This is a genomic window from Acinetobacter sp. 243_ASPC, from assembly GCF_001054715.1.
Taxonomy (GTDB): Bacteria; Pseudomonadota; Gammaproteobacteria; order Pseudomonadales; family Moraxellaceae; genus Acinetobacter; species Acinetobacter soli.
The window spans coordinates 40,581-61,542 of sequence record NZ_JVOR01000040.1; the positions used below are offsets into that span (position 1 = coordinate 40,581).

A 20,962-nucleotide genomic window follows, 5' to 3' on the forward strand; every position below is an offset into this window, starting at 1 on the left:
ACAGGTTCTAAATATAAGGGCTTTCTGAACAGTTTCAATAGTTCCATTATTTTTTTACACATTCAGTTTTATATTGTTCAAGCGAAACACAATGCTGTAAAGAGTGGGTAAAATAAAATATTTTTAGTTGTAATGAAAGATTAAAAAAGCCACATTAGTGGCTTATTTGGGGCTAATCACATAAAAATAGAGGACTAGAAATAGTAAAACGATTGAGGTCATGAATAGATAGGTATTGGCCGTATTGAAACTTTTTAAAAATTTAATTAAGTTCATAATGATATAACCCCATATATATTATTAGATTAGGTGATTTTCGATTCATATTTTAATTAAAAATGTGATTTTTATCTCATATTTTAGGTGAAAAGTTGTTTATTTATGTAAACATAAGAAAAAACTTAATGAAATCTTAGGTTTATTTGTATCATGGGGTTAATTTTAATCTTGCTGCTAAACGAATATACTCAATAAAGTCGATAAGAGAATAAATGAAGCTATGTTTGTTATATCTGATCCGGTGTCTCATGATCCATTGTTGTTGAAAATTCTTGATATTTTAGCTCATGCCTCGGAAATACTGGTTCAAGAGTTTGATACTTATGCATCGGGAAAAGTGTTTAAGATTGATCGGAAAGAGGATACTTCTCCAGTCACTCAAGCGGATCTTCGCGTCAATCAGTATATGACTGAGGAGTTGGCAAAACTTGAGCCGTTCTATCCTGTACTTTCTGAAGAAAGTGAAAGTGTGCAGCGATCCGAATGGAAAAGTTTCTGGATGCTTGATCCACTCGATGGGACAAAAGAGTTTTTACATAAACGGCAAGAATTTACGATCAATTTAAGTTTGGTGTGTGGTGATAAAACAAACTTTTCAGCTTTGGTTGTGCCTTGTAAATGTGTTGTTTATTTAGGATATCTCGATCAACATCCCTATAAATACGAGTTTCAGTCCAAACGCTGGTGGCGTTATCAAGCAGATAGCGATCAGCATTCAAATGTAATTCGAGTTGGCTTAAGTCATAACAATAAAAATGATCAGTATCAGCAACTCATGACGTATCTGGAGCAACACTATACTGTTGAGCGTTTAGAAGCGGGCAGTGCTTACAAATTTTGCTTAATGCTTGAAGGTGAGATTGATCTCTATCCACGTTTTCATCCCACTTCTGAGTGGGATACCAGCGCAGGTCAGGGGCTTTTAGAAAGTATAGGCGGAGGGTTGGTCTCTTTGAAAGGATTGCCTTTTAAGTATAACGTTCGCGATACCTTATTGAATAAAGGCTTCTTAGCATTTGCCAGCCCTAAGTATGAAAAGCTTGCCAAAGACCTGTTGAGTCATATGGACAATTATAATTGAGTGTTTTTTGTTGCGTGATATAGTGATAACGTAATAAAGAATTAATGATTTTGATCATGACACTTAAATTGCTTCCTCCCAGCATGTTCCGAGCTTTAGATCTACTTCCAGATCCAAACATACCTGTGACTTTGTTTACCCGCCATTCACTGAGAGAGTTGGTGAATGGGCAAGGGCTGGCTGGCTATGATCTACAGTTAACTGATCAAGGACGTGAGTTAGCCAAAGCATGGGGGGCTTACTTGATTGAAAATACTGGTCGAACCATTCAGCATTGTATTTCAAGTCCTATTCAGCGCTGTGTTGATACTGATGCATTGATCATTGAGGGTGCCGATGCGGTGGCACGTTGCCCAAATACCCATACGATTGAAATTGTCGAGCAAGGTTTGCTGGTGGAGCCAGGAAGTTTTGTGCTTGATATCAAACAAGCTGCACCTTTCTTCAGACAGCAGGGTGCGCTTGGTTTTATAAATAGTTTTGTAAATAACGCGCTACCCGGTATGAAACATCCGATTACGGGTGTATTCGATGTGCTTGAGTTGATTTATAACACGCACCCTTCTGCACCTTATGGTTTAAGTCTTGCGGTCAGTCACGATACAATTATTGCAGCGATTGTCGCAGTCATGGCTGGGCGTCAACAAATTGATCAAGAAGATTGGCCTGCCATGATGGAAGGTTTATTTGTATGGTTTGAAGGAGATGATTTTGCTGGGAGCGAGCTAAACTGGTTGTGGCGTGGTGAACGACATCATTTGAAGGTTTCTGATTTCTTAAATCGACATGAGTAATGACAAAATCAGATAAGCTAAATAGCAGACATAAAAAAAGCCCCATCGGGCTTTTTTTATGAATTACTTAGTTAGAAGCAAGTGCTTTAACTTGAGCATTCAAGCGGCTCTTGTGACGAGCTGCTTTGTTTTTGTGGATGATGCCTTTGTCAGCCATACGGTCGATTACAGGAACAGCTTTTTTATAAGCTTCTGTAGCAACAGTATAATCACCAGCTGCAATTGCATTTACAGTACGTTTGATGTATGTACGAACCATAGAACGCAAGCTTGCGTTGTGTTTGCGCGCTTTAACGTTTTGACGCGCACGTTTTTTTGCCTGAGCAGAGTTTGCCACTCTTGCACTCCTTGAAATTTGATTGGTCTGGGCGGGCTGAAGCTTTACTTAAAAAATAAAACAATCACCAGCCCGTAAACAAGTGCCATATTTTGATGAATCCCTGTCGGTAAGTCAAGCCTTGAGACGTTTTTGCTACGTTTTTGATGCTGATTAATGCCAAAGAAAACGTTAAATTAGCTATAAAAATAATTCGGTAGTAAAAAACATGTCTAATTTAAAAAATAAAGCACTGGTTTTGGGTTCAACGGGTTTGGTTGGAAGCGCATTACTTGAACAGCTACAAACTTCAGCATTCTTCGATGCGATCACCGTTATTGTACGGCACAAAAATGACGCATTGAATGATATTCCTCGTGTTGAACAATATGTGCTCGATGATTTTTTATTATTAAATGATGAAGATTTGTCTGGATATACCCATGTTTTTAGCTGCTTAGGCACAACTTTAAAAAAAGCAGGGTCTAAACAAAAATTCTATGCGGTGGATTACGAGATCAATGCACATGTAGCAGATTTGCTACAGAATCAGCAAACACACTTTCTATTTATCAGTGCATTAGGTGCAAACGTATCTTCTATGTTTTTTTATAACCGCGTGAAGGGGGAGCTCGAAGAATATATTAAATCGCTTGGGCTATATCGAGTATCGATTTTCCAGCCGTCACTTTTAATAGGCATGAGAGACGAGCAGCGTTTACTTGAAGGAGTTGGACAGCGCGCATTTACTGTTTTTGAGCATCTTGTGAAGAAGCCATTTTTATATAAGCCGGTTCATGCAGATCAAGTGGCTAAAGCAATGCTAACTGCGTCAAAGCAGCAAATACAACCTTTACAGATATATGATAATTTGCAGATTCAAACAATGACATAAATGGAGAATAAAATGACAACAGTGGTACCGTTTGTGACCTGTGATTTACTTGATGATCATCCAGACAAAAATATTCAAGTACTGGTGCCATCGTTAGACGGTAAGAGTTTTAAAAGTTATGGTGCACGCCAAACCTTTGGGGGAGAAATTGTTACAGTGAAATGCTTCGAGGATAACTCCCGGGTAAAAGAGCTGTTAGCAACGCCTGGGCATGGAAAGGTGCTAGTGGTAGATGGCGGTGCATCGATGCGCTGTGCATTAATGGGTGATATGATTGCCGCATCTGCTGTAGAACATGGCTGGCATGGGGTTGTGATCTACGGGTGTGTCCGTGATGTTGACGTACTACGAACACTTGATCTGGGTGTGCATGCATTGGCTGCAATTCCTCAAAAAAGTCATCGCAAAGGGATAGGCGAAACACATATTCCTGTTTATTTTGGAAATGTGACATTTCAGTCTGGCCATTATCTATATGCCGACAACAATGGAATAATTGTGACAGAAGAACCACTTCATCAATTTTAATAAAGGTTGTTTTATGCTGATTCATCAAGTTAAAGTTTTACAATCCGTTGCTGCCAGTATTATTGAAGGCGGGCGCGGAGTGACTGGAACTGCATTTCCAAAGCAGCCAGAAAAACCGATTAAACTCTATGAGTTTGAAGGATCGCCCTTTTCTCGACGTGTTCGAGAAGTTCTTACCTTATTAAATCTGGATGTTGAAGTCTATCCATGTCCTAAAGGTGGGCAAAAGTATAGGAAACTTGTAAAAGAAAAAGGCGGTAAGACTCAATTTCCTTTCCTAATTGATGAAAATACGGGTGATCAGTTGTATGAGTCAGAGCTGATTATTCAGCATCTATTTAAGCATTATGGACAAACTGGCAAAACACCTGAGAAATATGCTCATTATCCGAAATTGCCTGTTGCAGGGATACTGGCAACGCTTGTCAATACAGCACGTGGTGTATGGGTCAATAAGAAAATTATTGATCGGGCAGCGCCAGAGCAGTTACTTGAGTTGTGGAGTTTTGAGGCGAGTCCTTACTCTCGTTTGGTTCGAGAGACGCTAACAGAATTGGAGTTACCTTATCTTTTGCATAATGTCTCTAAAGAGCGTTGGCAAGATATGGGGCCGGCTGTTTTACGATTGAAACCTGGTAAATATTGCCCACTGAAAGGTGGGAAGCGTGAAAAGCAATTGCCACTCATGCAGGGGAAAATGCAAGTGCCGTATTTGTATGATCCAAATACGCAAACCAAATTATTTGAGTCGGCGCTTATTGTTCAATACTTGAAAAAACAGTATGGACATTCTTAAACACCCAATCTAATCAATTTGGACATAATGCATGAGATTGCCAGAATGCGTGTTACGTGTTCTGGCATGACGAAATCGGGTAAAATTGAACATCCTGATTGAAGCTGAGACAAGACATGTTTAAAAAAATCACGGACTGGATGGGTGGCTCCAAAAACAATCTAGAAGCCCAGTATATGAAAGATCATGACATCTCATATCATCCTGAACAGGGCTACTGTGTAAACGGCATAGTGGTAAACACGCTTTCAGAACGACTCGAATATTTTTCGAATCGCCGTCTGAATCGTTTCGATGATTTGGCAGCGCTTTACCTTGCAAGTATTGTGATTAATGAAAAAATCGATCTTGAAATTGCTACTGGAAACTATGTGCAGCGGCTACAAAATAACGAGAATAACTTACGAGAATTCAAGGCAATTATTGAAAAATTGAATCATTATTATCGAGAGTTTAAACGAGATAAGTAAGGCATAGATCAATTCGGACATGCTAAGATACAGCGCATGTCTACTAGATATGCGACCTCAATGTTCCAACACGAAATTTCACAACTCAAATTACAGCAATTAAAAACAGGCGAGAAACGCTGGATCGGTTCACTCTTGGGTTCATCTGGATCACTTCTATTCAAAGAAATGTCTGCCCAAATCTCCTCACTGATTGTGGTGGTTGCAAAGAATAGCCAGCATCTTGCACAACTTGAAAGTGAATTGGAATTTTATGGCATAAAACCGGTTATTTTTCCAGATTGGGAAATTCTTCCATACGATCGTCTTTCACCGCATCAAGATATTGTGTCTGAACGTCTAGCAATATTGGCCAATATGCCGCAGCAGGGCGTATTATTGATTTCAGCTTCAACGCTTGCACAAAAAATTGCCCCAATTTCTTGGATTGTGGGGGAGCATTTTGACATTCAGGTTGGGCAGAAATTTGACTTAGAAAAAGAAAAATTAAGATTGATTCAGGCAGGATATCATTTAGTCGATACTGTATATGACCATGGTGAATTTGCAGTTCGGGGTAGTATTATGGACATTTACGCCTCTGGACAATCACAGCCCATTCGTATCGATTTGTTTGATAATGAAATTGAGACATTAAAGTTTTTCGATCCTGAAACCCAGCGTACGACAGAAAGTTTAAAGCAATTTCGTGTTTTACCTGCTAAAGAGTTTCCATTAAAAGAAGGTCGATCTGTTTTTCGTGAGCGTTATGCAGAAGCATTTCCAACTGCAAATCCAAAGAAAAATCCGATTTATCAAGATGTTTTAGACGGTATTGCATCGCCTGGTGTTGAGTTTTATCTGCCGCTATTTTTTAGTAAAGAAAGTGTACAACAGGGTAGTTACTTTACTTCGTACTTACCTAAAAATTGCATTGTCATTACAAATGATACATTGGATGAGATTTTAATCTCATTTTGGAAAGATGTGTCACAGCGTTATGAAAGCCGCCGACACAATATCGATCACCCAATTTTGGCGCCAGAAGAATTATTTTTAACGCCTAATATAGTGTTAGAGCAACTCAATCAACTGCCTCGTATCGAAGTGTCAACTGCACCAGCTCCATCTCGTGCAGGTGCAATTAACTTACCAACAGCAGAACCTGTACGATTACCTGTCGATCCAAAAAAACAGCAACCTTTTGAAGTCGTAAAAAACTATATTGATTCGGCTGGTCATCCAGTTTTACTTGTTGCAGAAAGTGCCGGTCGCCGTGAAACCCTAAAGGATGCGCTACGTCCAAGTTTGGGTGATATCCCAACAATCGACAGCTTTCAAGATTTTCTAAAGCAGCAGCATCCTATTTCAATTACCAGTGCGCCTCTTGATCGTGGTTTGGTGATCGTTGATCAACTGTCGGTTATTTCTGAAAATCAACTTTATGAGCATCGAGTCGTTCAGCGTCGTCGAAAACGCCAGCAAGATGTCTCTGAAGAGTTTCTGATCCGCAGTTTAACAGAACTTAGTATAGGTGCCCCGGTTGTACATATCGATCATGGTGTAGGGCGTTATGCCGGTTTGGTCACGCTGGAGATTGATGGACAGGACTATGAGTTTTTGCAGCTCGATTATGCCGATGCTGCAAAAGTATATGTGCCTGTCACCAATTTACATTTGATTAGCCGCTACAGTGGAGGGGATCCAGATTTAGCGCCATTACACAAAATTGGCACTGATGCATGGAACAAGGCCAAACGTAAAGCACTGGAGCAAATTCATGATGTGGCTGCGGAGTTGCTTCACATACAAGCACGGCGTCAATCTAAGCCGGGATTTGCGTTTGAGCTGGATCATAGTCTGTATATGCAATTCTCAAGTGGCTTTGCTTATGAAGAAACACTCGATCAAGCTAATGCTATTGAGGCGACCTTGCATGACATGCAACTGGCTAAGCCAATGGATCGTTTAGTATGTGGTGATGTTGGGTTTGGAAAAACTGAAGTGGCCATGCGTGCGGCATTCGTCGCGGTGCAAAACAATAAGCAAGTGGCTGTATTGGTTCCCACGACACTATTAGCCCAACAGCATTATGAATCTTTCAAAGATCGCTTTGCCGACTGGCCGGTACGTATTGAAGTATTATCGCGATTCGGTTCGAATAAAACCCATCAAAAAAATATTGAAGATTTAGAGGTGGGTAAAGTCGATATTGTGATTGGTACACATAAGTTACTTCAGGAAACCGTCAAATTTCATGATCTTGGACTGATGATTGTCGATGAAGAGCATCGCTTTGGTGTTCGTGATAAAGAGCGAATCAAAGCCATGCGTGCAGATGTCGATATGTTGACCCTTACAGCAACACCAATTCCGCGAACTTTAAATATGGCATTTTCGGGCATGCGCGATTTATCTATTATCGCAACGCCACCAGCCAGACGTCTAGCAGTCAAAACGTTTGTTCAAGAACACACCGATGACTCCATTAAGGAAGCCATTTTACGCGAGTTGCTTCGAGGTGGTCAGGTTTATTTCCTGCACAATGAAGTGGATACCATTGAGCGTGCAGCAGAAAATATTCGTAATTTGGTGCCAGAAGCGCGTGTCGCTGTGGCGCATGGTCAAATGCGCGAGCGCGAGCTTGAGCAAGTGATGCAGCAGTTTTATCACAAAGAATATAATGTTTTGGTTTGCTCAACCATTATTGAAACGGGTATTGATGTACCCAATGCCAACACCATTATTATAGAGCGAGCCGATAAGCTAGGTTTGGCGCAACTCCATCAGCTTCGTGGCCGTGTTGGACGATCGCATCATCAAGCTTATGCCTATCTATTGGTGCCTTCAATCAAACACCTTAAAGGGGATGCAGAAAAGCGTCTGGATGCGATTCAACGCGCATCAACGTTAGGGGCCGGTTTTATGCTGGCTACAGAGGATTTAGAAATTCGTGGTGCAGGCGAACTATTGGGCGAGCAGCAAAGTGGATCTATGCAGGCGATTGGTTATAGCCTGTATATGGAAATGCTTGAAAAAGCAACCAAAGCGATTCAAAAGGGTAAAACGCCTAACTTTGATGCGCCGCTCACGCTCACAGCCGAAATTAATTTACATATGCCGGCTTTGATCCCGGATGAATATTTGGGCGATGTACATCAGCGCTTACTGTTTTATAAGCGTATCAGTAATACCGACACTCAAGAGAAACTAGACAATATTCGAATGGAATTGATTGACCGGTTCGGTACACTACCACCTGCTGTGAAGCAATTGTTTAGTATTCATCACATTCGACTGCAAGCTGAGCAGTTGGGAATCACCAAAATTGATCTCAACACGCAAGGTGGCTACATCGAGTTTGCTCAAGATACACCAGTTCAGGCAATCAGTATTATTCAGCTTATGCAAAAGCAACCGACCTACTACCGTATGGAAGGTGGGCAGCGCCTTAAAGTCATGGTTCAGCTTGAAGCATATGAAAAACGTATCCAATTTGCGCAGGATTTATTATCTAAACTTATTAATGAGTTGAATGTATAAAAGCAAATTAGCGTGCTGTATTTAACTCGATTTTTTTGAACAAAATCATTGATATTTGTAAGTAAACACTTGGCTAATAATATTCACATCACAACTGATGTGATAGTATTAGCCATCACTGTTATTGTGTCATTTATAAAGATATGTTTAGTTTGCATCCACAACTTGCTCAAGATACTTTTTTTGTTGGCGACTTTCCGCTTTCAACATGTCGTTTAATGAATGATATGCAATTTCCATGGCTTATTTTAATCCCACGTGTTCCTGGGGTTTCAGAGCTTTATGAACTGAGCCAAGCTGATCAAGAACAATTTTTGAGAGAATCAAGCTGGTTGTCGAGCCAACTGGCGCGCGTGTTTCGTGCAGACAAAATGAATGTGGCTGCACTCGGTAATATGGTGCCTCAATTACACTTTCATCATGTTGTGCGTTACCAAAACGATTCTGTTTGGCCGAAACCGGTATGGGGAACACCTGCGGTCCCGTATTCTAATGATGTTTTAGCGCATATGCGTCAAACCTTAATGCTGGCATTGCGTGGTCAAGGTGATATGCCATTTGACTGGCGTATGGACTAAGTCCAATGTGCTGCATCTGGAATGATGCAGCCTAAGCTGCGAAGTGGAGGATAGGATGCTCACGAGATTGCTTGAGAGAGAGCCTCAACAATTTATGTATTTTCATCGGATGATGGGATACTTCATTCTCTCACTCAATTTGGTGATATATGCCTTCACTTCACCTTATTCAACTGTTCAAATCTTTGTTCCTGCGCTTTTCCTAGCCATCTTAATTGTTATTCCAAAACTTAATCGCTACTTAGAAGATAAGTTTGAAAGAAAAGTTGTTCTCAGCGTTTTTTTTATTATAGATACCATTGTGGTATCAATGTTTCTGGCGGGTGTTCATTTAAATCTTGTTTTAACTTTTGTTAGCCTGTTTGCACTTTTATACAGTGCGATCAACAGCCGAATTCCATTTGCTGTGATGGCTCTGGCTGTATTATCTGGTATTGCCTTTTTTTACTTCAACACACTGTTTGTTTTCGGTTTTCATGGTTATCTCGGAGCGACTAGCCAAGAATTAATCGTGATCAGTTTGATTTGCCTGATTATTTTTATCAGTATGGGCAATTACTATCAAAATTTATATATTGAAAAACTCAACTTAGAGCGTCAAGACTATTACAACCAAATGACGCGCTATATGACATTTGCTAATCAGTTAAGCCGTTATGCACCTTTGCAGTTATGGCAGTCGATTATGCGCGGAGAGTCAGAAGCTAAAATTGAATACAAACGTAAAAAATTGACCGTATTTTTTTCTGATATTCAGGGATTTACCGAGCTTTCAGAAACATTGATTCCAGACGATTTGGCTTTTTTGCTCAATGATTATTTGAGTCATATGACTGAAATTGCCAATCAGTACGAAGCAACAATTGACAAGTTTATGGGCGACGCCATTTTAATTTTCTTTGGTGATCCAAATTCTCAGGGTGTTCAGCAAGATGCCAGATCCTGTGTTGAGATGGCCATTGCGATGCGTCAGCAAATGAAACTGTTACGAGAGCGCTGGAAAAAAATGGGATATCCCGCTTTAAATATTCGGATGGGAATTAGTACGGGTTATTGCCACGTGGGAAACTATGGTGCGACATACCGTATGGCCTATACCATAGTAGGTCGTGATGTTAATTTGGCAGCACGTTTGCAATATGCAGCAGAAGTTGATGAAATTTTAATTTCGGATGAAACTTACCAGCTCATTAAAGATGATTTTTTATGTGCGCCGAAAGCGCCAATTTATTTAAAAGGTATTCAAAACGCGGTTAAAACTTGGCAAATTCTTGAAAAATATACGGGAAGCCATGAGGAGTTTCAGCGCTGGTTTGATTATGAGTATAAAGGCTTTCATCTACTGTTAAATTTAGAAGAAGTACAGCGTTATGAATACGCACAGCTGATTGTAGTGATGGAAAAAATGATCCAGCGTATTCAAGATCAGCAGGCAATCACCAATAGTGAAGGCGTGGTGAAGTTGTCACTTGAAGATGAAGTAAAATCCGAATAATCCGCTAAAGCATATAAAAAAGCCATCGTTGAACGATGGCTTTTTCTTGATTAATGATTTTCTGAGGCATGATTGATGGTGTATTTTGGAATTTCGACTTCCAAATCTTCAGTCACCACTTTTACTTGGCAAGACAAACGTGAATCTGGCTCTAAGCCCCAAGCACGATCAAGTAAATCTGCTTCAACATCATTCATTTCATCAAGGCTATCAAAGCCTTTACGAATAACCACGTGGCATGTAGTACATGCGCATGACATATCGCAAGCATGTTCAATCTTAATGCCGTTTGCAAGCAAGCTTTGACAAAGGTTGGCATTTTCTTCTACTTCAAACTCAGCACCATCTGGGCAAATTTGTGTATGCGGAAGAACTTTAATACGTGGCATAGTAATTCACCTGTTTTATTTCTGTGAGTTTGACCAATCTTCAAGTTTGGTGCCTTTAAGTGCATGATCGATATGACGATTCATGCGCATAGCAGCAAATTCATCGCTATGCACCTTAAGCTTGGCGACAGCTGCTTCAATTTGAGCAATATCATTCGATTGTAATTGTTGCTGAAGCGCTTCTTTCGCTTGAACAAGTGCTTTTGCCTGCGATGAATCGAGTAATTCAGCATCGGCTTTCAATGCTTGTTCGAGTGCTTCGAGTTCGCGTTGCGCTTCAACTTTGGTTTCTTGCAAGTGACGAAGATTTTTATCTTCTTCGGCATGCTCGAAACCTTCTAACAATAGGCGTTCTGTATCTGCAGAAGAAAGCCCATAAGACGGTTTAATATCGATCTGTGCTTTGACGCCGGATGTGGTTTCTTGCGCAGAAACATTGAGTAAGCCATCTGCATCCACTTGAAACGTAACTTCAATGCGTGCCTGACCCGCAGTCATTGGTGGAATACCATGCAGTACAAACTTACCCAGAGAACGACAATGTTCAACCAGATCACGCTCGCCTTGAACCACATGAATCAACATTGCAGTCTGGCCATCTTGATACGTGGTAAATTCTTGGCGGCGTGCCACAGGAATTGCAGTGTTACGAGAAATCAGTCGCTCAACCAAACCACCCATCGTCTCTAAACCTAAAGACAATGGCGTAACATCCAACAGAAGTGATCCATCTTGTGTATTACCAATCAATTGATTGGCAGTGATCGATGCACCAATTGCCACGACTTCATCAGGATTGATTGAACAGAGTGGTTCTTGTTTGAATACTTCACGCACCACATTTTGAACGGCATACGAACGTGTAGAACCACCCACTAAAACCACTTTCTCAATCTCATCTAAACTGAGTTTTGCATCACGTAAGACACGTTTACAAACACTAATGGTTTTATCAAGTGCAACTTGAATAATCGACTCAAAATCACTACGGGTAAGTACGATCTGATGATCCAGTGCTTTAAAGGTCACTTCAGGCGATTCAGAGAGTTGTTCTTTTGCACTACGTGCAGCCACAATAAAGGCTGCATATTCGTGATCATCGAGTGACTCAATCTGTAACTGTTTTTTCACCCATTTAACAATGAGTCGATCTAAGTCATCACCGCCTAAAGCCGTATGTCCACCAGTGGCCAGTACTTCAAAAACACCTTGTGAAAATCTTAAGATGGAAACGTCGAATGTTCCGCCACCCAAGTCGTAAATCACATAATTGTGGTCTTGAGCTAACTGGTTTTCTTGATCTAAACCGTATGCAATAGCCGCCGCAGTGGGTTCGTTCAATAAACGCAACACGTTTAATCCAGCAAGCTGGGCCGCATCGCGCGTTGCCTGACGCTGTGCTTCATCAAAATACGCAGGCACCGTAATTACAGCACCATTAATCGGATTTTTTAGGCTATCTTCTGCGCGAAGTTTGAGCTGAGTCAAAATGGCTGCAGAAATTTCGACTGGCGTTTTACGTCCTTGCGCCGTTTCAAATGCAGGCATTTCATTGTCATTGCCCACCAGTTTGTACGGGTGCTGAAACTTAATATCCGCTTTTGAGCGTCCCATAAAGCGCTTGACCGAAACTATGGTATTTTGCGGATCAGTAGTCAAAAATGGTTTGGCATCGTTGGCATATTCAATCGACTGATCGGCGTAATGCACAATCGAAGGAAATAAGACATGGCCTTTTTCGTCCTGTAATACTTTGGCTTGCCCAGAAAGAACTGTTGCAACCAAAGAATGTGTTGTTCCAAGGTCAATACCAATCGCAATGCGATGCTCGTGTGGGGCACTTGATTGACCAGGTTCAGCAATTTGCAAGAGTGCCATGTAAAATCCCTTGAGTAAATCTATGCAGTAAAATTAAAAGTCATCATCAAGATCGAAGCTATCTTCATCAAGTAGCTGATCTTCTGCTTTGTCTATATCGTTTAAGACTCGTTGAAAAAAACGTAATTTTCGTACGGTGTCACGTGCTTCCGACCAGTCTTCATCGTTATAGTCAATTTTAAATTCGCGAATAAGACCATCGATCCATTGATTCACTTCATTTTTGAGTAAATCAAGCTCAGATGGAGTCGAGGCTTCATCAAGCTGCTCTCTAATTTCGAGTGCAGATTGTAAAAATTCAAAATCATGAATAGATTGGTCGAGGTGATGATCTTGTTTTTTCAACGCCAACATATAGGCAGCACGACTATCGACATTACTTAAGGTTTTGTAAGCCTGATTAATGTCACTAGATTGAATAAGCGCCTGTTCTTTATCTACAGCTTTATCTGGATGATACTGCTGCTGTAATTTCAGAAAATTATTTTTTAAAGTGACTAAATCAATGTCGAGTGCTACCGGTAAGTCAAACAACTCAAAATGATTCATGGGAGATGAATTCCGAAGTTAATCATAAATTAAAAACAGTGAAGATCACTGTTTTTAATTAAGAAGAAGGGAAGGTTAAGGATTAAACGGTAAAGGATTCACCGCAACCACATTCACCTTTTTTATTTGGATTATTAAATTCAAAGCCTTCATTCAATCCATTTTTGACGTAGTCCATCTCCAAACCTTCGAGATAAACTAGACTTTTTGGATCTACAAACACTTTTACACCATGCTGTTCAAAGATTTCATCGTGCTGATTAACATCATCGACAAACTCAAGCACGTAAGCCAAACCGGAACAGCCAGAAGTTTTCACACCCACCCGTATGCCTTCGCCTTTACCACGGTTAAGCAAATAGTTGCGCACATGAGTTGCTGCATTTTCAGTTAAGTGAATCATGAAAACTCCGTTGTAGTGCTAATTAAGCTTTTGATTGCTTGTTGCGATAATCGACAATTGCGGCTTTGATTGCATCTTCTGCAAGTACTGAACAGTGTACTTTTACAGGAGGTAATGCAAGCTCGGTTGCAATATCGATATTTTTAATCGCTTGTGCTTGATCAAGCGTCTTACCTTTTAGCCACTCTGTTACCAAAGAGCTTGAGGCAATCGCAGAACCACAGCCATAAGTTTTAAAGCGTGCTTCTTCGATAACGCCTTCATTATTTACTTGGATCTGTAAGCGCATTACGTCGCCACATGCAGGGGCACCCACCATGCCAGTGCCTACATTTTCAGCATTTTTGTCTAAAACGCCAACGTTACGTGGGTTTTCGTAATGATCAATTACTTTTTCGCTATAAGCCATGTTGCTTCTCCAAACCTCGGGGTCAGCCTAATATTAAATATGAGGGTTAAAACACCGATTTCAATTAAAATTAGTGTTCAGCCCATTCAACCGTAGAAAGGTCGATACCTTCCTTGTACATATCCCAAAGCGGAGAAAGTTCACGAAGTTTCTCAACAGCGGCTTTGGTTACTTCTAGCACGTGATCAATATCCGCTTCTGTGGTGTATTTACCGAAGCTAAAACGAATTGAGCTGTGTGCAAGTTCATCCGACAAACCAAGAGCACGTAATACATACGATGGCTCAAGGGTAGCAGATGTACATGCTGAACCACTTGATACAGCAGCATCTTTTAATGCCATCATCAAGGATTCACCTTCCACAAAGTTAAAACTTACGTTAAGGAAGTTTGCAACGTTTTGTGTCGGATGACCATTTAAGAAAACTTGCTCTAGACCTTGCAAGCCATTCCATAATTTGTCACGTAAAACACGTAAACGCGCTTGTTCTGTTTGAATGCTTTTTCCTGCAAGTTCAAAAGCTTCACCCATGCCAACAATTTGATGAGTTGCCAAAGTACCCGAACGCATACCACGCTCGTGACCACCACCGTGCATTTGTGCTTTTAAACGAACGCGTGGGGTACGACGAACATAAAGTGCACCAATACCTTTAGGGCCATAAGCCTTATGCGCAGAGAAGCTCATCAAGTCAATTTTCATGGTCGTAAGATCGATTTCGACTTTACCTGCTGCTTGGGCAGCATCGACATGAAGGAATGTTTTATTAGCACGTGTAAGTTCGCCAATTGCAGCAACGTCAGTTACCGTACCCAATTCGTTGTTGACCAACATAAGTGAAACAAGAATGGTGTCTGGACGAAGCGCAGCCTTCACCATTTCAGGTGTAATCAAACCTGTACGTGGCTCTGGCTCTAGATAGGTGATCTCAAAACCTTCTTCTTCTAGTTCGCGGCATGGATCAAGCACAGCTTTGTGTTCGATTTTGCTGGTAATAATGTGCTTACCTTTCGAACCGTAGAATTGTGCGATACCCTTAAGCGCAAGGTTGTCAGATTCTGTTGCACCAGAAGTCCAAACGATTTCGCGTGGATCTGCTTTAATTAAATTGGCAACTTGTTCACGTGCATATTCAACTTTTTCTTCAGCTTGCCAGCCATATGCATGTGAACGCGATGCAGCATTACCGAATGTGCCTTCAAAAGTAAGACATTCCATCATACGTTCCGCTACTTCTGGAAGAACGGGAGTGGTGGCTGCATAATCAAGATAAATCGGACGTTTCATGTCAAATACCTGTAACCGAAAGAAGCGGTGAATCGAAATGAACTGAATTTTGACGTAGTGCAACGGTTTGAACGTTGTCGCGTGCGATCAAGTCAGCCAGTGTGATTTTTGCTAAGTAATCGGCAATGTGGTGAGAAAGTTCTTGCCATAAGTCATGTGTTAAGCACATTGCACCGTTTTGGCAGTTGCCTTTATGGTCACAACGCGTGGCATCGACAGTTTCATTAACTGCTTCAATGATTTCTAAAACCGTGATTTCGGCAGAGTTGCGTGCCAAGTGGTAACCACCATTTGCTCCGCGAACACTCGAAACCAAGCCATGACGCTTAAGTTTTGCAAAGAGTTGTTCGAGATAGGCCACTGAAATGGATTGGCGAGCTGCAATTTCTGCTAGCGTGATCGTTTGTTCAGTTGGCTGCAAGGCTAAATCAAGTAAAGCAGTCACTGCGTAGCGACCGCGAGTTGTAAGACGCATGATTCGGTACACATGTTGAGACTAGATAATGGAATTTTATGAATCCTGACTAAATTAGTCAAGTTTTTTCACTGTCATTTAAATCGCTTTAGATAATCAGATTTTTCTATTAGTTGTAATTCAGCCACGTAGTATACACCAATAACAAAACCAAAACGATTGTCGTAATACCAAAGCCGACATTGATGATGCGCTGACGACGCTCCAAACGACGTAAACGGTTTTTATATTGTTTTACTTCGACAGTTAGCGTATTGATATGGGTGCGTTGCTGATCAATCTTGTCCAAGAGGGGAGCGATTCGCTTTTTTGAACCTAAAATATCATCTGGAGAAGCCGGTTGGTTTAACCATTGTTTCCAGTCTGCAAAAAGCTTAGGTACACTAAAGTGAAGAATGATATCTTTAAATTGTTCTTTAAGCTGTTCGTCGCCTTCAATACGCATTTTTTTGATGCTATAGCGATTACCCACAGACAACACTTTAAATAAATCCATTAAAGTCGTATTGACGGTAAGATCTACCGGGTGCTCTGGCGCTTTATAATCGAACAAAATGCCTTTTTCACAAAACTGTACATAACAGTCGAAATAAGGAAGATAACTGTTGATGCGGATGGTCACTTTGTTCTGAACAAACTTTTTTGCTTGCAAAGCAATGACACCGTCGTTCTTTAAGATAAAAGTGAAGACAGTTTCAAGGATGATCAAAATAATATTGAGCAACAAATAACTTTGTTCTTTTCTTTGTTGCGCTTCGCTCATAAAAAGTGAATCCTTAGATAACGCATGTGTTGAGTAATACAGCTCGATATAAAAATCAATTTAGTTTGCTTTGTAGAACACTTTTAATAAACGATCAAGTGCTGGCTTGTTATTATAGAAGTATTTTTAATACAAATCCGACAAAGTGATGCGAAAGTAATCAGGAGTAACGACGAATGGAAAAAAAATCAGTCAATGCTGATGATCTAGACAATGAATCAGAAAAAAAATGTGAAAAAATAAAAGCTTCTCGAAAATCGGCTTTGGATTTTAGAAAATATACCAAGCAGATCTGGTTGGCTGGTTTAGGGGCTTTCTCACGTGCAGAGGAAGAAGGGAACAAGCTTTTTGACTCATTGGTCAAAGTTGGAGAAGAGCTTGAGTCAAAAACCCAAGATGTTGCCGATCAAACTGTACATCGGGTAACTGAAAAAGCCAAAGAATCTGTCGTCGATACAAAGGACAAAGTTGAAAAGATGATTGACCATAGTGTCCATCATTCGCTGAATCGGATTGGTCTTGTGACTACAAAAGACGTTCAGCATCTGGAGCAAATGTTAGTACAACTTACGGCAAAAGTTGATTTGTTGATACAAGAAAATCAAAAGTTGCAAGCGAAATTAAATGAAAAGTGAGAAAAAACTGATTTTGGCAAATTTCTTCATAAATTCGTCGTTATTTTAACTAAAACAGCTTAGGTAGTATTGCGTTTCCCCCTAAAGCATTGCTATAAAGGCGTCATGGCCTTTTTAAACTTCAGCCTTGGATCTCAAATAAACGAATTAAGAGGACGTTACCTTCATGAATAAATCAGAATTAATTGATGCGATTGCGGAGAAAGGGGGATTGTCTAAAACTGATGCTGGTAAGGCATTGGATGCGACTATTGCTTCTGTAACAGAAGCGCTTAAAAAAGGTGATTCTGTCACTTTAGTAGGTTTTGGTACATTTAGCGTGAAAGATCGTGCTGCGCGTACGGGCCGTAACCCAAAAACTGGTGAAGAGCTTCAAATTAAAGCGACCAAAGTACCAAGCTTTAAAGCTGGTAAAGGTTTAAAAGATTCTGTTGCTTAATCTTTTAATAAAATTAAACGCGCCATCTTAAGGCGCGTTTTTTATTAAAAAAAGATGCGCCTCTGAGTGTTTCATACATTCATTCAATAGCGTTTTTCAGTTAAAATCCCTCCGAAATAAAATATTGGAATATTTATGGAATCGTTTCGTAAAGTCATTAAGGGTTGGCTTGGAAAAGTCCTGCTGATTTTGTTTTTGACCCCTTTGGCGCTCGTGGGAATTGAAGGCTATTTTGGCGGGGGAAACAAAGCAGATGTTGCTAAAACGGTAAATGGTCAAGATATCTCCAAAAAGGATTTGGAAAATTTAACCAAAACCTATAAAGAACAGTATTTGTCGCTAGTGAAAGGTGATGAAACCTTATTAAATCAATCGTATATTCAAGAAAATGCGCTCAATACCCTTATTGCTCGTAGTCTATTGTTACAGCAAGCAGAAAAATTAGGCATTTCTTTGAGCGATGCACAAATTGAACAAATGCTGGCTCAGCAACCAAGTTTCCAAGAAAATGGTAAATTTTCTGAAACCTTATATAGCAATTACTTGCGCTCGGTTGGCATGACCAGTCAGGCATTGATCGCAAGTCTTCGTCAAGATCATGCTTTGAAAATGCTGACGTCAAGCGTCGTCGATACAGCACTGGTGAGTAAACATGATCTCCAGCAAGTTGCTGTCTTACAAACAGAGCAGCGTACGTTGCATTTGGCTAGCATTAAACTTGATGAATATAAGAAGAATATCAGTGTAACCAATCAAGAAATTGCTGACTATTACAATGCACATAAAAACAGCTTCAAACAGATTGCAAGTGTAGATGTCGACTATATTGTGGTTTCACCATCACAGATAACGACTGCACCGGCGGCGGTTACTGAAGCAGAATTGCAACAGGCTTATAGCACTTTTGTAGAAAATCAAAAGAAAGATGCTAAACGAAATGTAAAGCACATCTTGATTACTTTGGATAACCGAACTGATGCACAAGCATTGAAACTGGCCAATGATGTTTATGCCAAGATTCAGGCTGGAACTTCATTTGCTCAGGCCGCGCAGCAGTATTCAGATGACACCAGCTCAAAAGCTAATGGTGGTTTAGTCGATGCTTACCAACCGGGTGTCTTCTCGGCAGATTTCGATCAGGCAGTCCAGTCATTGAAAAATGGTCAGATTTCAAAACCTGTGAAAACGCAATATGGTTATCATATTATTCAGGTTGAAACTGCTCAGCAAAATGTGCCTTCGTTTGAGGCAGAAAAAGCCAGATTAACTGCTGAGTTACAAAAGTCTAAGGCGGCAAATGCATACTCAGACTCCATCAATCGTTTAAATGAAATGGTGGTGAGTAGCGATGCATTAGATTCAGTTGCTCAAGAAGTAAAAGGCAGCAAAGTTGAAGCACTCAACGGTGTCACAGTTGGAACGCAACACCCATTATTAAGTCAAGCCGGTGTCAAGGCAAAACTCTTTAGTGATGATGTAAAGAACGGTGATCGTAATGCATCGACCAACATTCAGTTGGCCAATGGTGATACGATTTGGGTGAAAGTCCGCAATTATCATGCAGCAGGTGTAAAACCTTTAGCCGCTGCAACTGCCCAAGTGCGTGCTAAACTCATCGAAGATAAGGCCTTTAAAGCTGCTCAAGCAAAAATTCAAACGATTCTGAATGACTTTAAAACACAACCTGCGGCACAAGTGGTTGCAAAAAGTGGTTTACGTTTTGAAAATGCAGGAGTATTTGCTCGCTCTCAAGGCCTAAAACGCGAAATTGAACGTACAGCATTTAGCCTAAGCGCACCAAAAGCTGGTATGTGGTCTGTAGCTGCGACTAAGCTACCCGACGAAATGGTTGTGGTTGCCGTATCTGATGTCAATTCAAAAGCAGTTGATGCATTGAATCCAGAGCAGCTTCAAGAGTTGAATAAGCTTTATCAACGTTTCCGCGGACAACAGGAATTGGATGATTACACCCAATATCTGAAGTCTCATGCAAAAATAAAATAAGTTTCAATCAAAAAAAGCGCCGAAATGGCGCTTTTTTTATTCGACATTTACATTAATACTTTGTCGATACTGTTTGGGTGTTTGTTCAAACTGTCGCTTAAAGGCTTGACTAAATGCAGTTTCAGAAGCATAACCCACCTTATGGGCAATTTGCTGAATATTGAAGTTGCTGGTTCTGAGTAGTTGGACCGCGAGCCGTAAACGATGTTGCTGTAAATAAGCCAGTGGCGTTTCGCGTAGCACACTCTGAAACAAACTGGCAAATTTTGAACGCGACATACAGCATTGATCTGCTAGTGTTTCGACCGTCCAAGGCTGTTCGGGATATGCATGAATTGCCGCTAGAGCGCTAGACAATTCTGGATGTTTCAGTGCAGTAAGCCAGCTTTCTTGATCGTCAAGCTGTGCAATATAATCGCGAACACATTCAATAAAAAGAATACTCATCAAATGATCAAAAATTTTATCTCGACCCGGTTGAATCCGCTGCGTCTCGAGTGCCACAAAATACAACCCGACGCGTAGCCATTCAGGCCCAGTCGAACTCATGGCATGATGAATATGAAGAAATGCAGGTAAAGCATCGAGTAGTGGCCCAGCCATATGCATATCAATATGACTACGCACAGTAAAGATCAGGGCGTGTTCATTTGATCCAGAGCCGAATTCAATCGCGTCATTGAGATGACCATTGAATAGATGATCAATACTCATGCTGTCAATCAGCTTACTCTGCCTGTCATTCGAGACGTGATGTGCTTTTCCAGAGGGAATCAGCACAATATCGCCTGCCTGTGCTTCGACCTGCGTGCCATCGGTGATGTAAAATATTGCACTTCCCATCAAGATGATATGAGTCACCAATGCATCTTGTGCACCGCAATGAAAAGCCCATTCACCTTGAGTTTTAAGGTATAAATATTCAGACTTATTTAAATGAATATCATCAAAGATTTTACTCAGTGCATCCATACCG

Annotated in this window: 22 protein-coding genes; 12 read left to right on the top strand and 10 right to left on the bottom strand. The window is 40.6% G+C overall.

The genetic code is table 11. The features are described 5' to 3' along the window. Positions 1-499: 499 nt before the first annotated feature. Both ADA42_RS04125 and ADA42_RS04130 read left to right on the top strand, forming a co-directional pair. Positions 500-1,360 (top strand): 3'(2'),5'-bisphosphate nucleotidase CysQ family protein, encoded by an 861-nt coding sequence (locus tag ADA42_RS04125; protein WP_048763735.1) that lies wholly within the window; start codon positions 500-502, stop codon positions 1,358-1,360. A gap of 56 nt (positions 1,361-1,416) precedes the next feature. Continuing rightward, positions 1,417-2,154, top strand: a complete 738-nt coding sequence (locus tag ADA42_RS04130) for a histidine phosphatase family protein (protein ID WP_048763736.1) — start codon at positions 1,417-1,419, stop codon at positions 2,152-2,154. A gap of 67 nt (positions 2,155-2,221) precedes the next feature. Here ADA42_RS04130 and rpsT read toward each other — a convergent pair whose 3' ends face one another. Next, positions 2,222-2,491: a 30S ribosomal protein S20 gene (gene rpsT / locus ADA42_RS04135; RefSeq protein WP_004925626.1), complete on the bottom strand. Its 270-nt coding sequence runs from the start codon at positions 2,489-2,491 to the stop codon at positions 2,222-2,224. Between the two features lie 208 nt (positions 2,492-2,699). Here rpsT and ADA42_RS04140 point away from each other — a divergent pair, with 208 nt between their 5' ends. The 7 genes from ADA42_RS04140 (at position 2,700) to ADA42_RS04170 (ending at position 10,754) form a co-directional block, all read left to right on the top strand. Further along, entirely contained in the window at positions 2,700-3,365 is a 666-nt protein-coding gene (locus tag ADA42_RS04140) for an NAD-dependent epimerase/dehydratase family protein (RefSeq protein ID WP_048763739.1), read from the top strand. A 12-nt stretch (positions 3,366-3,377) separates the two neighbouring features. Further along, positions 3,378-3,893, top strand: a complete 516-nt coding sequence (rraA, locus tag ADA42_RS04145; protein ID WP_004936834.1) for a ribonuclease E activity regulator RraA — start codon at positions 3,378-3,380, stop codon at positions 3,891-3,893. Positions 3,894-3,906: 13 nt separating this feature from the next. Then, positions 3,907-4,689: a glutathione S-transferase N-terminal domain-containing protein gene (locus ADA42_RS04150; protein WP_004936836.1), complete on the top strand. Its 783-nt coding sequence runs from the start codon at positions 3,907-3,909 to the stop codon at positions 4,687-4,689. Positions 4,690-4,805: 116 nt separating this feature from the next. Next, on the top strand, positions 4,806-5,159 hold the full coding sequence (locus tag ADA42_RS04155; RefSeq protein ID WP_025094880.1) for a hypothetical protein: 354 nt from the start codon (positions 4,806-4,808) through the stop codon (positions 5,157-5,159). Positions 5,160-5,219: 60 nt separating this feature from the next. Further along, a complete protein-coding gene (mfd, locus tag ADA42_RS04160) occupies positions 5,220-8,681 on the top strand; it encodes a transcription-repair coupling factor (RefSeq protein WP_048763741.1) in 3,462 nt (1,153 codons plus the stop codon). Between the two features lie 143 nt (positions 8,682-8,824). After that, positions 8,825-9,259 (top strand): HIT domain-containing protein, encoded by a 435-nt coding sequence (locus ADA42_RS04165; protein ID WP_004936845.1) that lies wholly within the window; start codon positions 8,825-8,827, stop codon positions 9,257-9,259. A 55-nt stretch (positions 9,260-9,314) separates the two neighbouring features. Beyond that, entirely contained in the window at positions 9,315-10,754 is a 1,440-nt protein-coding gene (locus ADA42_RS04170; protein ID WP_048763742.1) for an adenylate/guanylate cyclase domain-containing protein, read from the top strand. Between the two features lie 50 nt (positions 10,755-10,804). On the opposite strand, the gene fdx is transcribed toward ADA42_RS04170, so the two are convergent. The 8 genes from fdx to ADA42_RS04210 form a co-directional block, all read right to left on the bottom strand. Beyond that, positions 10,805-11,143: an ISC system 2Fe-2S type ferredoxin gene (gene fdx, locus ADA42_RS04175; RefSeq protein WP_004936847.1), complete on the bottom strand. Its 339-nt coding sequence runs from the start codon at positions 11,141-11,143 to the stop codon at positions 10,805-10,807. Between the two features lie 15 nt (positions 11,144-11,158). Further along, positions 11,159-13,021: a Fe-S protein assembly chaperone HscA gene (gene hscA / locus ADA42_RS04180; RefSeq protein ID WP_048763744.1), complete on the bottom strand. Its 1,863-nt coding sequence runs from the start codon at positions 13,019-13,021 to the stop codon at positions 11,159-11,161. A gap of 33 nt (positions 13,022-13,054) precedes the next feature. Continuing rightward, a complete protein-coding gene (gene hscB / locus ADA42_RS04185; RefSeq protein WP_048763746.1) occupies positions 13,055-13,570 on the bottom strand; it encodes a Fe-S protein assembly co-chaperone HscB in 516 nt (171 codons plus the stop codon). An 82-nt stretch (positions 13,571-13,652) separates the two neighbouring features. Beyond that, on the bottom strand, positions 13,653-13,973 hold the full coding sequence (gene iscA / locus ADA42_RS04190; protein WP_004936854.1) for an iron-sulfur cluster assembly protein IscA: 321 nt from the start codon (positions 13,971-13,973) through the stop codon (positions 13,653-13,655). Between the two features lie 22 nt (positions 13,974-13,995). Next, the gene (iscU, locus tag ADA42_RS04195; RefSeq protein WP_004936858.1) at positions 13,996-14,382 is read right to left on the bottom strand and encodes a Fe-S cluster assembly scaffold IscU; all 387 of its coding nucleotides are present in this window, start codon (positions 14,380-14,382) and stop codon (positions 13,996-13,998) included. A gap of 70 nt (positions 14,383-14,452) precedes the next feature. Next, positions 14,453-15,670, bottom strand: a complete 1,218-nt coding sequence (locus tag ADA42_RS04200) for an IscS subfamily cysteine desulfurase (RefSeq protein ID WP_048763747.1) — start codon at positions 15,668-15,670, stop codon at positions 14,453-14,455. 1 nt (position 15,671) lies between these two features. Next, positions 15,672-16,145 (bottom strand): Rrf2 family transcriptional regulator, encoded by a 474-nt coding sequence (locus ADA42_RS04205; protein ID WP_004946658.1) that lies wholly within the window; start codon positions 16,143-16,145, stop codon positions 15,672-15,674. Between the two features lie 109 nt (positions 16,146-16,254). Then, positions 16,255-16,908 (bottom strand): hypothetical protein, encoded by a 654-nt coding sequence (locus ADA42_RS04210; protein WP_025094884.1) that lies wholly within the window; start codon positions 16,906-16,908, stop codon positions 16,255-16,257. A gap of 176 nt (positions 16,909-17,084) precedes the next feature. Between ADA42_RS04210 and ADA42_RS04215 the strand changes: the two genes are divergently transcribed. From ADA42_RS04215 to ADA42_RS04225, 3 genes are all read left to right on the top strand, one after another. After that, positions 17,085-17,543, top strand: coding sequence for a phasin family protein (locus ADA42_RS04215; RefSeq protein ID WP_048763749.1), 459 nt, complete (start codon positions 17,085-17,087; stop codon positions 17,541-17,543). Between the two features lie 166 nt (positions 17,544-17,709). Beyond that, positions 17,710-17,982, top strand: coding sequence for an HU family DNA-binding protein (locus ADA42_RS04220; protein ID WP_004936869.1), 273 nt, complete (start codon positions 17,710-17,712; stop codon positions 17,980-17,982). Between the two features lie 135 nt (positions 17,983-18,117). Next, positions 18,118-19,986, top strand: a complete 1,869-nt coding sequence (locus tag ADA42_RS04225) for a SurA N-terminal domain-containing protein (RefSeq protein ID WP_048763751.1) — start codon at positions 18,118-18,120, stop codon at positions 19,984-19,986. A gap of 36 nt (positions 19,987-20,022) precedes the next feature. Here the strand turns inward: ADA42_RS04225 and ADA42_RS04230 are convergent, their stop codons facing one another. Further along, positions 20,023-20,958 carry an AraC family transcriptional regulator gene (locus tag ADA42_RS04230; RefSeq protein WP_048763752.1) on the bottom strand — a complete coding sequence of 312 codons (936 nt, stop codon included), beginning with the start codon at positions 20,956-20,958 and terminating at the stop codon, positions 20,023-20,025. Positions 20,959-20,962: the final 4 nt, after the last annotated feature.